Origin of the sequence: Amycolatopsis sp. lyj-23 (assembly GCF_046549135.1) — a bacterium.
In the GTDB taxonomy this organism is placed as follows: domain Bacteria; phylum Actinomycetota; class Actinomycetes; order Mycobacteriales; family Pseudonocardiaceae; genus Amycolatopsis.
Genome location: NZ_JAJPWN010000017.1, coordinates 1 through 11,257 on the forward strand (window position 1 = coordinate 1; position 11,257 = coordinate 11,257).

The following is an 11,257-nucleotide window of genomic DNA, read 5'->3' on the forward strand; positions in this document are numbered from 1 at the left end:
CGGCCATACGCCAACCCGCTGCCGCTGGGCTTCTACTGCTCTGGGATCGGCATGGCTGTCCTCGGTGCCATCGGCGTCGGCTTGGTCGTCGGCGGTCAGGTGCGTACCGCCGGGATCCTGATCGCCGCCGTCGTCGCGCCGCTGAAGCTGCTATTGGCCTTACGGGCTGAGCACGCAGGATCCGCTGCTCACGTTCGGACCAGCGGCTGGCCCGACGAGCGGGATCAGCCACAGAGCCAGGTGGTCGACGTGGTCAGGCACTCGACGGCCGTCCACGCGTCGGCGGCGGACAGCAGTGCCGTATCCGCCGGCGCCCGGGCCGGGAGTTCAGCGTCAGCGGCGTCGGTGCCGAGATCGGCGGGATCAATGACGAGCGGCAGGGCCTGGCCATCGGCGCGCTGGCCGGGTGGCGCGCGTCGGACTTCGCCGTGCTCCCGGCGTGGGCCGGCCTGCGGCGGAGCGGTCGGTGGCCATCGAGGCGGAGCTGCGTCGGCACGATGGCTTTTCCAGTTCGGCTGAGTGGGACGTGGTCGGACCTCCGAGGACAGGTGGTGATGGAGGAAGGCCGGCCTGGATGCGCGGCGTGTGCGCTGACCCGGCTACCCCGAACCGGGGTCCGGGCGGTGGCCGCGCGGTCTTGGCCCCGCAGCGGGCGCCGTGGGTGTTCTGCGCCGGGACCCTGGCTGGATGAGACCGGTGATCAGGCGAGGTCGAAGAGCTTGCCGCCAGTGACGGCGCTCCACTGCTTGTCGAAGGAACGACGTTGCTTGTCCGATGTTCCCTCCAGCGTCGCTCCGATGAAGTGTTCGACCCGAGGATAGGTCGACGACGGCGCTTGTCCGCGTAGCCACACTCGCGCGTCACGGTCGGTAGGCTCCCCGGCGTGGTGGCGCAGCCACTGGCCATCGGCCGCGCGAGTCCCGGTGAATCGGGCCCGAGTGGACCGCCACGCGGGACCTTCACGGGCTAGGTCATTGCCGCGGGCGAAGAACAGACGGCGGATGTCGTAGACCGTCCACCGTGCGCATTCAAGGCGGTGCTCGAACTCCGCAAGGACGGCGCCGACGTGGTGCTCGACGAGGCGCTCATGCAGGCCGAACCTGCCGAACATCTTGCTGCGCGGGTTGAAACAGAGCGCGGTATTCGGTAGGCAGGGCTTCCACCGCACGTGCCGGATCACCTTGCTCTGGAGGTTGGCTGCCGGCATGCTGCAGCTGCGGGCGGAGGGCGATGGTCTAGCGGCGGAAGAGCCTTGATGACCTCAGGGCGTTGGTTGGGGCGCGTCCCTCGTAGTGCGAGCCACAAGAGAAGGCAGATACGTATTTCCCGGACTATGGGGGCCGTTGCCCGAGCGGCCAGGGCTGTGGTGGCCAGTAAGGCCAGTGCGAGGCTCAAGGTGCTGGATGCCATGCCGCTCATGGGAGCACGGCGCGCGGCCGTAGGCCACTACCTCGCGTCCACTGCGAGTGGACCGGTTCCACTTGACATGGCCCGATCCACTCGCAGTTGACCGAAGGGCTCACGGAGACCCGCGGATACCTCTAAGGTGGCGCGGGCGAATGAATGGCAGAACCCTTTTGATTGGAAGGGCAACCCCTGCACATCGGACGCGTGGCCATTTTCGACCGACGCCACCGTGTTCGAGGCTCGGCGTGCGATCGGCCAACTGGTTCGGACCTTCGGTAGTGGTATGAATCCTCCTGGCATGGAGGCGTCCGATACGGACCCGGTACTGCGCTACATCCGTGCCGCGAAAGACCTGGAAGCGATCATGAGCGTCGTCCAGAAGGATCTTCTAGCCGAGGCGCGGGCACGCGGCCTGACGTGGGAGGCCATCGGCCGCGCCATGGGAGTAGGAAAAACAGGGGCTCAGAATGCGGGTAAGGACGGGCTATCCGAAGAGCGTCTGGAGCAACTCAAGATCGAGGCTTTTGTGTCGTGGATAGGCAGGCAGGGTGCAATCCCTCACGAGTCTCCGATAGAAGTCGTCGAAGTTCTGGACGGGGCCACGCCGTTGGAGCGGCTTGTTTTTCTGGCCAGGCATGCCATGGGAACCTTGCATGAGATCGACGTGCTGTTCGCGGCTGCTGAACCCGATCCTGAGAACGCGTCGGTCGTCTTGAAGATGACGTGCCGCAGAATCGAGCGCGCACTAAAGACGGTGGCCGTCGATCATGAAATGTGGGATGCGATGGCCTACGACTGGCCGGGCCGCCCCACAACCGTCGACCAGGCGAACTACCATGCCCCGCCCACGTATCTGCTGCACTCGATGCGCCTGTTCCTGTTCGCGCTACTGCACGCGCCTGATGAACATTCCACCGAAGTCGCCGATTTCCACGCGTTCCTCGTACACGTGCAACGGGTCTACGCTACCGTGCTCCTCATGCTCCAGCGCCCCGATGTGGGATCCGCGATACCGGCGCCCGATTAGCGGTTTTCGCTCGCGGTCGGTGAACAACGGCAAAAGAGCGCCTGGCTAAGTCGCTGGGTTCGAGAGCCGAATGTTGACCTGCCGCGGAGCCGCTGGTTCTCGGCTCCTTTTTCCGGCATGTTGGCGAGCTTGACTCTGGCGAGAGGACGACGGCTAACCCTCCTGCCCGAGCGTCGTGGTGAGTGCAACGTCACCGACCGACGCCGAGACCGGGATGATTGTGATTGGGGAGCACGAATCCACCATCGTCCGGCCGATGACACCCGACGAAACCGACGAGGACGAGTTCTGATCCGCAAGCCGCCGACCTCAGCAGGACCAGATTCTGGGGGTCGACGTCGTGACGGTTCGGGTTGGTGAGGATTTCGGTGAGGTAGGCGGAGCTTTCGACACCGGCACCCCAGGACACCACGTCGAGCGGACGGCTCCCGCGCTGGTTCTCGAGCGAGAACAGTGCCGGCTCGGTCATCGCGGCCCTCGCCTGTGGCGGACGCCGCGACGAGCAGGTGCGGACGCCGCCCGGCCCGGCTTCCCGGGTTCGCACCTCGCGCGGCCCTGAGGCGACACCCGCCGCGGTATTTCCTGCGTCGTCGGCAGGTGCGGTAGCGGGCACCGGAAGATGCCGATGTCGTGGGCGATAGCGACGGCGTGCGCGCGGTTGCGGGCCTTCAGCTTGGCGAGGATGTGCTTCACGTGGGTGCGGATGGTTTCGTGTGACCGGAACTGCTTGAGCGCGATCTGGATGTTGCTCAGGCCGCGGGCGACGTCGTCGAGGACTTCCCGTTCGGTGGCGGTCAGGGTGGCTGGCTGGGACATGCTCGGACCTCCGGCGGCAGGTGGCGAGGCGAGGGGGCTGGCCGGGCAGCGCGGCGCGTGCGCTGGCCCGGCCAGCCCCGAACCGGGAGCCGGCTCGCCCGGGGGAAGGCGTGCCGCTCGGGGATTCCCGGTTCATTCAGGTGGCCTCGCGTGGGGTGGTGTGCGGACGACCGCGGTCACCCAGGTCCCGTCGTGGCGCCGGTCAAGGCCCCGTGCCTGCGACCGGACGCTGATGTGTCGAAGTGGCCTTGACCGGTGTCGCGGGACCTGGTTGCGTGATTGAGGCCGCACGACACCGCGAGGTCACGGGTGGCCGGGAGCCGCGGCGTCGGGTGCGGGCTCGCGATCGGCCGTCCATGCGATGAGGGCGTCGGTGGCGGCGTGGACGGAGTCGTAGCGGGGCTGCTCGTCGTCGGGCAGGTCGGTACGTAGCACGGATCCGCTGAGGTCGCGGGGTTCGTAGCGGTCGAGCACGCCGGCGGTGACGCGGCGGACGGTTCCGACGGCGCGGCCGTCGACGCGCACCGTCCAGACGTGATCGAACCGGTAAGCCGCGCGGGCCGGTGCGGTGCGCGGGTGGTGCTCGGGGTAGCGGTAGGCGGCCCACCAGTTGGTGATAGAGCAGTCGATGACGTGGTCGCCGGCAATGACGATCGCGGTGACCGCGTCGCGAGCCAGCGCCGGACCGACGAGGTCGGCCAGCATCGTGAACGCCTCCCGCGTCTCACTGATCGCGGCCAGCATCGGCGCGGCCTGTTCCCGCAGTGCTGTCGCGTTCAGGTGCCCGAGTTCGGTGTTGCGGTCGGTGTAGGCACGCTCGTCGGTGAACCCGGGGATCCAGCGAGGGGCGAGGGCGTCCAGGCAGGCGATGCAGTCGTGGCAGCGGTAGATACTCGGGCGCGACACCGCGATCGAGATTCCGTGGCTAGTGTTCGTGCAGCCGTCGGTGCCGCACGTCATCGGCGGGATGGTGCTGGTGCGCATGGCACGGTCCTTTCGTGAGCCGGAACAGCGGGCGAGGGCGGGGACCGGAGCGTGCTCAGAGGGCGGCGAGGACCTTGTGCAGGGTCGCGGCGGCGGTGCGGTCGTGCTTGCCCAGTTCCCCGGTCATCACCCGGGTCATGTTCCGTTCGGCGCGGCCGGCACCGCGGATGACGGCCTCGTGGTTCAGGTGCGTGTTGACCGCCTGCACCACACCCCATCCGGTGTTCTTCCACGGGCTGACGCGGCTGTCGCTGGTCCACAGCCGCGTCAGTGCGGAGCGTTTGTTGGCGGCGTTGGTGCGTCCCCGCCCCGGTTGCTCGGGGATGGGGGTGTGGGCGTCGAGGAAGGCTTTCCAGGCCCGGTCGGTGACGGTGGTCTGGCAGAGTTTCTTGACTTCGGCGGCGAAGTCGTCGGCGACGGTGTGCACGATGTGCAGGGCGTCGCGGGCGGAGAGCAGCTGCAGCGCGCTGTTGCGCTTGTGGACGACGGCGACTTCCTGGCCGTCTTCGCGCAGGCCGATGTTCATGGTGTTGTCGCACACGACGTTGGTGACGACGCGCTTGTAGCGGGACTTGAGGCTGGCGTCGTGGCTGGAGCAGGCGAGCAGGTTGGGCCGAAACTCCACCCCGTCGGGGGTGGTGATGTTGTCGGGGACTTCGACGCTGACCCACGCTTGCTTGCGTTCGCGCAGCAGCCCGGCGGAGCCGATGGCGAGGCCGTCGTCGAGCAGGGCGGCGACGTTGTCCAGCAGCCAGGTGCCGTACTGGTGGATGCCGTACTCGTCGGTGTGGATGGCGAGAAGGGCGCCGGTGTCGGAGGTGGTGACGCCCAAGTGGTGTTCGGCGAGGCGGAGCCCGAAGCGGTCTTCGACGAACACCCGGGCCGGCTCGGCGGTCCAGCCGAACAGTCGTCGTTTGACGTCGGTGATGGGAATCGGGCCGGGGTAGTGATTCGGCTCGGTGCCTTGGTGGTCGGCGCGGTAGTGCCAGGCGCGGCCGCGTTTGTCGGTGAATCCGATGAGGACGTTGGTGTTGAGCCAGGTGCTGGTTTCCTTCGACACAGTCAGAGTCCTCTGTTCGTAGCCGGCGCTTGCCTGCTGCTCAGGGGCGGCGGGCTCGCGGGTGGACGGCCACGGATCACCAGGCCGAGCGCCGGCGGTGCACAGGCCCCGCACCGCGGAGCGGAGCCTGCGATGAAGGGCTGGCGGTCGTGCACCGCCGGCGCGGGCCTGGTTCCCTCGGCCCGGTCACACCGCGACGGCCGAACGCTCGCACCCCGGAACCGCCGATCTGCCGGGGGAGCGTGGGACCGGCCGAGACGTCACTCGGCCCGACTCCTGCCGTTGCAGGGCATCCCACCTGGAAGCGGCGCCGGCGATCTTCGGGTCGTTCGCGGAGCTGAGCAGGCACGGGTCGTGGTCGATACCCAGCTCGGTGAGGGCAACCGCGACCGCGCAGGCGGTAAACAGATCGGGCAGCGGCAGCGGGTGGGTCTGGCCGTGGTGGCGGTGTTTGAGGATCGCCGTATCCCCGTGGGTGGCGGTGCTAGTCAGCCCGGAACTGGCCGGTGTTCTGGCCACAGCCATCATCCGGCTACGCCGCGAGCACGGCGGCCGCATTCCCTTGATCGCCCGCTACGATCGTCACGCGCGCTCAACCGGTCCCGAAGTTCCCACCTGTTCCAGCGTGAATATGGTGCGCCAGCTCAGAAGTGATCAACTACCGCACCGTCCAGTGGCTCCTGATGCTGGGCCTGGCCGGGCTCTGCGACCACGCTGGCGAGCGTTCTTCCAAGACGATCTGATCCGCAGCTACTGGGCGTTTCTGGACAATCGCCGGGCGGCACGGCTCGAGGCCGAATACCGAATCCACCGAAGACGAGTGACGCGAGTTCCACGAGCATTTCTAGCTCCGAGCGCTCGAACTCGGCGAAAACGGCCGTCCCTACGGCACGCCGTGCAAGCACGAACACGCCTGCTTAACCGAAATGATCTTGCAGCCGGTCACGACGCGACACAAGGAATGTCGATGACAGAGAGTTACACCGGGATCTTGGAGAGCCGTGGCGGCCGGGCGTGTCGTACCCGCGCTGCGCTTCACTGGAGACGCACCGATGGCGGGATGTCGGGGTGGCGTCCGGGGTCCCCGCGGTCGGCCGACAAAAGGGAATGCGCATCCGCTGGGGACGTGTTGGGATGCTTCAGCATGGCACGTGCTCTTGTCCATCCTCCGAAGGCCCGACCGGGAGATCGCATCGCGGTTCTCTCGCCCTCGTTCGCAGCTGCCGGCGCCTTTCCTGAGGTGCATGAGCGGGCGATGCGTCGGCTCAATGACGTAACTGGTCTCATCCCGGTGGAGTACCCGACGACGCGGGACGTCGCGGCGACACCCGCGGCGCGTGCCGCGGACATCAATGCCGCCTTCACGGACCCGCAGATCCGCGGGATCCTCGCCGTCGTCGGCGGCGAGGATCAGATCACGGTGATTCCGCACCTGGTCGCCGACCTCGCCCGGGCGGACCCCAAGCCGTTCCTGGGGACCAGTGACAACACCAACCTGCACCACTGGCTCTGGGCAAACGGCATCGCGAGCTTCTACGGCGGCTCGTCCCAGGTCCACCTCGGTCCCGGACCGGCTGTGGACGACATCCACGCCCAGTCGCTGCGCGCGGCCCTGCTGACCGGTGAGCGACTGGAGATCACCGATCCGGGCGAGTCCGAGGACGTCGGCGTCGACTGGGCCGACCCTCGCGCCCTGGACTCCTTCGGTGAACGCGAGGCGACGGAGCCCTGGAGTTGGCACGGGCCGGCCCGATCGGTGACCGGCCGCACCTGGGGCGGGTGCCTGGAGGTGATCGAGTGGATCCTCACCGCGGGGAGGTTCTCGTTCCCGTCGGAAGTCCTTCACGGTGGCGTGCTCGTCATCGAAACCTCCGAGGAACTCCTGCCGGCGCGCAAGGTCGGATGGATCGTCCGCTCGCTCGGCGAACGCGGAATCCTCGGCGCGGTGGAGGCGGTCCTGGTTGCCCGGCCGCCGGTGTCCGATTTCACCCACCGGCCGTCTGCCCAGGGCCGGTCACGACTGCGGGCCGAACAACGCGATGCGGTTGTCGAGGTGGTGAGCCGTTATAGTCCGGAGGCGGTCGTCTGCGTCGGTATTCCTTTCGGTCACACCAGGCCGCAATGGATACTCCCGCACGGCGGAACCATCACCGTCGACAGCACCGAACGTCGGATCTTTGCCGACTACGCGTGACCAGACTCCGGCGCCCGAACAACGGCGCTGCCATACACAGAACCGAGGGCTTGCCCACTACCCGCTCGCGTCGCCCGGGAAGACCCTTCGCGGCGGTCAGTTGATGCTCGATCGCCCGATGGAGGATCGGACCTCGGGCATGCCGAGCAGCACAGTCCCACTGCGTGCGGCGCGCATGGCATCGAGTTTCTGAGCCGCGGCCGCCATGGTGGTCTCGATCGCGGCGACCTCGCCCAGCAGCCCTGCCCCTTCGCCTCGGCGGCAGTCCTCGATCAGTACGTCCGCGAAAGCCGGGTGATCGGCTCTTGGGGGAGTTCGCGGCGGACGAGTTCGATGGCGGCCCAGGAACCGATGCCTTCGGACCATTGGCTCACGTGATGCACGATGTGGCCTCCGTGACAGGCGGCCCGCAGCGTCCCGGAGCGCGACAAGGCCCGGGACGCTGCGCCCGAGCTGGTTTGCTGGCGACGTGGGGCTACCCGCGCTTCGCGCTGATCCAGGGCATGGCACCGATGTGGCCGGCGGTCTGGTCCAGTTGCTGCTCGACGACTTCGGTGCTGGCGTGCTGCTGGAACAGCAGCCCGACGGTGGCTGCGCCCGGCGCTCCGTGGGCGTGGGCGAGGGCGGAGGCGGTGAGGTGGCGGTCGCCCCGGCGGACGGCGCTGGCCGCGATCAGCGTGGCCAGCCGGGCACGAGCCGCATGCTCGGTGCTGCCGCGGTAGAGGGCCATCCACAGCTGCTCGATCCGCTGCGGGTCGTGCTCGTTCGGCGGCAGGAACATCGGTCCGTAGACGGTATTGTAGGCCAGCGCGGTCACGGCGGCGAAGGCGGCGGTGTCGTCGACGAGTTCACCGCGGCCAGCCTGGACGATGGCGTGGGCGACGATCTGGTTGGCTTCGTCCCCGCGCCGCACCAGGAGCGGCACGATCCGGCGGGCGAAGCGGCCGACATGGGCCGGCAGAGTTTCGCCGGTGTCGGTGAAGGGCAGGCCCCAGGTCGGTGTCGGGGCGTCTCCGCCGAGCTGGACGGGCGCGGCGAAGTCGAGGTCGGCAGGTGGGGCGATGACGGTGCCGAGGTGGGTGGGGCGGCGGTAGTCGCGCCAGGGGGCGCCGGGGCGGGTGTGCGGGGCCCAGTAGCGGCCGAGGATCATGTGTCCGGCGGGGCGGAAGTCGTTCTCGAGTGCGGCGATCGCGGCCCGCAGCGGTAGCCACCGGTGGGTACGTTCCTCGGCGATCATGACGACGACCAAATCGCAGCTGCGGTTGGTCGGCAGGGCGTTGCGGACGTGGTCGGCCAGCTCTCGGGTGGTCATGCCGCGAACCCCGGTGGCGGGCACGCTCGCGCCGGTCGGCGAGATCAGCCGCCCCGCCGATGTGCTGTCCGGGGTTCGAGGCAGCGCGATGACGTGCAGGGTATCGGCGCGGGTGTCGGGCAGGGATCCGATCAGTTCCCCGGGGGTGAGGTACTGGGTCACGTGTCGGCGCTCCTGGGATCGGCCTCCCCGGCGTATGGGCCGGGGTAGGCGGTGGCGGCCCACGGGGGTCTGAGCCCCTCCGACTTGAGCGCGCGCCCGACAGCGGCCCCTGACGCTGCCCGAGGTCACCGGGCCTGCGCGGGGTGCGGGCTGCCGTCGGGGCGTGCGCTAACGTCGATCGGTCTCGTCCACCGGGGTAGCCGCCTCCAGTCCCGGGTCCATCTCCTCCGCTGACTTCTCGATCACCGCGAGGACGTCGTCGACGAAGGTGACCAGGCGGGCCATGCCGTCTTGGATCAGCTGGTGGCACCCGGCGGACGCGCCGGAAAACAGCGGCCCGGGGACGGGGCGGCCGAGCTTGTCCGTCAGGCGTGCGGCGTGCCGGGTACTGCTGCGCTGGCCGGCCTCGACCGCGACCATCGCGTGGGTAGACGCGGGTTCGGCGACGTCAAGCGCCTGATCGGCGAGTCCGCCGGCATCGTCTAGATGCCGCCACCAGTGGAATAGCCGTTGCGCGACATGGTGCGTCTCGGGTACGGCTCGTAGGTCGTCGTCATCTGCCTGCGTGGCGCTGCCACTGGCCATTGAGGTTCATAGCGGGCCGGTTGCACCCGAGGCTGCTGGCGGCATCGGCCGGTCGATGATGGCGCGTTGACGAATTTGTCCGCGATAGTAGCGTGTCTGCGGGGAAGTTCGGTCAGCGACCGTTTGTCACATCGCGAACGAGTTGAACGGCGTCGGTAGCCGATGCCACGTGCCGTACGTTCGGCAGCGTGATCGACTTATCGTCGGATGCGAACGCCTGATCCGGATGAGACTTGGCGGCAGCGGTGACTGCGTCGTGCATGTCGCTGCCTGTTGCGACGATCAGGCGGCAGCGGAGGGCGAGTACCCCGTTGAGGAAGGGCGCGATCGCGTCGGGCTGCTGGTTCGGGGCGATGAGGTGTTGGGCGTTTATCGGCTCGTGGTTGGTCTCTGCCTGGATTGCTCGCCAGATCTCTGGCGTCTCGCCCGCAGCGGTGCTGGCGATGCAGATGCGAGCGTTGCGTGAGATGTTGGCGTAGGCGATTGGCTGCGGAGTTGGCTCGTCGGGCCAGAGAAGTACGGCGGCAGCAACCCCGGCGGCGGCCGCGAGCGCGCCGGGAATGGCCCAGTGCAGTCGCTTCACGATTTTCCCTTTCCGTTGACAGCTCTCCGCCGCAGCAGCCAGCCGATCACCATCGCCGACACGGTGATGGTGATAACGGTCGCCGTCCAGGGCCATCGCGAGGTGCTGGTGTCGTTTGTGACGGCTGGAAAGCCGGTGGCCGTGGTGAGTGACGTGGTCAAGGCCTTCACTGGGTTTACGATGCCGAATCCGTACTGGTCGTCGTGGGCGGCGTCGCCGTGTCGATCGGCTGTGTCGATTAGTTGTCGGATCACGCGACCTGCCGGTAGGTCGGGCCATTTCGACCAGACCAGCGCGGCGGCCGCCGCGACGTAGGGCGCGGCGTAGCTGGTGCCATCTCCGCGGAGGTATCCGCCGTGGTTGTTCGCGGACATGATGTCCGTGGCCGGTGCTGCCAGTGTCGCTTGTGGACCTGATTGGCTTTCTGGCCAGAATTTGTTGCTGGAGTCGACTCCGGTGACGGCGACAACGCCGGGGAAGTAAGCTGGATAGGACGGAGGGTTTCCGTCGCGCCCGCTGTTTCCAGTGGCCGCGATGACGAGGACTCCGCGTTCGATTGCGTGCTCGACGGAGGATCGTAGGTTCGGGTCGGGTACTGAGGTTGATGCGGAAATGGTGATGATTCGGGCGCCGTGGTCGACGGCGTAGATGATGCCTTCGGCGAGGGAGACCGGTTGTGTTTCGCCGTCGACCGTGACTCGTACGGGCAGGATCCTGGCATCCGGGGCCAGGCCGATCACCCCGGTTCCTGCGTTGTTCTTTCCGGACCCGGCGATGATCGCGGCGATCGAGGTTCCGTGCGAGTCCTGCGAACGGTCTGACTGGCCGGTGTCGCCGGCAACGCCGACGAAGCCGGTGCCCGTCAGGACCTGCCCGGCCAGGTCCGGGTGATCAGCCTGGCAGCCGCTGTCGAGGACCGCGATCGTGGTCCCGTGGCCCCGGGCCGTCGTCCATGCCTGTTCGGCGCGGAAGTGCTGGGCATCGAGCGGCCATTCGGCTTGGCGCTCGTCGGCCGCCCATGCAGGCGTCGCGAGGATGAACGCCATCCCGACAAACAAGACAAAGAACACCTTTTTTCGCACCACTGAAGACCCTCCCACTTCGAGCGGTTCGCAGCATAACCGTTC

At 68.0% G+C, this 11,257-nt stretch carries 11 protein-coding genes; 2 read left to right on the forward strand and 9 right to left on the reverse strand.

Features of this window, described 5'->3' with window-relative positions:
• Positions 1 to 700: 700 nt before the first annotated feature.
• Complete coding sequence (locus ACLJPY_RS35765) at positions 701 to 1,207, reverse strand: hypothetical protein (RefSeq protein ID WP_410595416.1); 507 nt, start codon at positions 1,205 to 1,207, stop codon at positions 701 to 703.
• Between the two features lie 498 nt (positions 1,208 to 1,705).
• Between ACLJPY_RS35765 and ACLJPY_RS35770 the strand changes: the two genes are divergently transcribed.
• On the forward strand, positions 1,706 to 2,434 hold the full coding sequence (locus ACLJPY_RS35770; RefSeq protein ID WP_410595417.1) for a hypothetical protein: 729 nt from the start codon (positions 1,706 to 1,708) through the stop codon (positions 2,432 to 2,434).
• A gap of 190 nt (positions 2,435 to 2,624) precedes the next feature.
• On the opposite strand, the gene ACLJPY_RS35775 is transcribed toward ACLJPY_RS35770, so the two are convergent.
• The 4 genes from ACLJPY_RS35775 to ACLJPY_RS35790 all read right to left on the reverse strand — a co-directional run bounded on the left by ACLJPY_RS35775 (position 2,625) and on the right by ACLJPY_RS35790 (position 5,294).
• Positions 2,625 to 2,903, reverse strand: coding sequence for a hypothetical protein (locus ACLJPY_RS35775; protein WP_410595418.1), 279 nt, complete (start codon positions 2,901 to 2,903; stop codon positions 2,625 to 2,627).
• Entirely contained in the window at positions 2,900 to 3,250 is a 351-nt protein-coding gene (locus ACLJPY_RS35780) for a helix-turn-helix domain-containing protein (protein WP_410595419.1), read from the reverse strand. Before ACLJPY_RS35780 ends, ACLJPY_RS35775 begins: the two co-directional genes overlap by 4 nt.
• Positions 3,251 to 3,553: 303 nt before the next feature.
• A complete protein-coding gene (locus tag ACLJPY_RS35785) occupies positions 3,554 to 4,234 on the reverse strand; it encodes a hypothetical protein (protein ID WP_410595420.1) in 681 nt (226 codons plus the stop codon).
• 55 nt (positions 4,235 to 4,289) lie between these two features.
• On the reverse strand, positions 4,290 to 5,294 hold the full coding sequence (locus tag ACLJPY_RS35790) for a DUF932 domain-containing protein (RefSeq protein ID WP_410595421.1): 1,005 nt from the start codon (positions 5,292 to 5,294) through the stop codon (positions 4,290 to 4,292).
• A 1,144-nt stretch (positions 5,295 to 6,438) separates the two neighbouring features.
• Here ACLJPY_RS35790 and ACLJPY_RS35795 point away from each other — a divergent pair.
• Positions 6,439 to 7,488, forward strand: coding sequence for an LD-carboxypeptidase (locus ACLJPY_RS35795; protein WP_410595422.1), 1,050 nt, complete (start codon positions 6,439 to 6,441; stop codon positions 7,486 to 7,488).
• A 475-nt stretch (positions 7,489 to 7,963) separates the two neighbouring features.
• Here ACLJPY_RS35795 and ACLJPY_RS35800 read toward each other — a convergent pair whose 3' ends face one another.
• The 4 genes from ACLJPY_RS35800 to ACLJPY_RS35815 form a co-directional block, all read right to left on the reverse strand.
• Positions 7,964 to 8,962 (reverse strand): DUF4192 family protein, encoded by a 999-nt coding sequence (locus tag ACLJPY_RS35800; protein ID WP_410595423.1) that lies wholly within the window; start codon positions 8,960 to 8,962, stop codon positions 7,964 to 7,966.
• 168 nt (positions 8,963 to 9,130) lie between these two features.
• Entirely contained in the window at positions 9,131 to 9,547 is a 417-nt protein-coding gene (locus ACLJPY_RS35805; protein ID WP_410595424.1) for a hypothetical protein, read from the reverse strand.
• Between the two features lie 112 nt (positions 9,548 to 9,659).
• Positions 9,660 to 10,130, reverse strand: coding sequence for a hypothetical protein (locus ACLJPY_RS35810; RefSeq protein WP_410595425.1), 471 nt, complete (start codon positions 10,128 to 10,130; stop codon positions 9,660 to 9,662).
• The gene (locus ACLJPY_RS35815; RefSeq protein WP_410595426.1) at positions 10,127 to 11,212 is read right to left on the reverse strand and encodes a S8 family serine peptidase; all 1,086 of its coding nucleotides are present in this window, start codon (positions 11,210 to 11,212) and stop codon (positions 10,127 to 10,129) included. Before ACLJPY_RS35815 ends, ACLJPY_RS35810 begins: the two co-directional genes overlap by 4 nt.
• Positions 11,213 to 11,257 lie beyond the last annotated feature (45 nt).

What these genes read in the sequence shown, in the direction of transcription:
- ACLJPY_RS35765 (WP_410595416.1), bottom strand. Translation starts at nt 1,207, where the DNA reads ATGCCGGCAGCCAACCTCCAGAGCAAGGTGATCCGGCACGTGCGGTGG.
- ACLJPY_RS35770 (WP_410595417.1), top strand. Translation starts at nt 1,706, where the DNA reads ATGGAGGCGTCCGATACGGACCCGGTACTGCGCTACATCCGTGCCGCG.
- ACLJPY_RS35775 (WP_410595418.1), bottom strand. Translation starts at nt 2,903, where the DNA reads ATGACCGAGCCGGCACTGTTCTCGCTCGAGAACCAGCGCGGGAGCCGT.
- ACLJPY_RS35780 (WP_410595419.1), bottom strand. Translation starts at nt 3,250, where the DNA reads ATGTCCCAGCCAGCCACCCTGACCGCCACCGAACGGGAAGTCCTCGAC.
- ACLJPY_RS35785 (WP_410595420.1), bottom strand. Translation starts at nt 4,234, where the DNA reads ATGCGCACCAGCACCATCCCGCCGATGACGTGCGGCACCGACGGCTGC.
- ACLJPY_RS35795 (WP_410595422.1), top strand. Translation starts at nt 6,439, where the DNA reads ATGGCACGTGCTCTTGTCCATCCTCCGAAGGCCCGACCGGGAGATCGC.
- ACLJPY_RS35805 (WP_410595424.1), bottom strand. Translation starts at nt 9,547, where the DNA reads ATGGCCAGTGGCAGCGCCACGCAGGCAGATGACGACGACCTACGAGCC.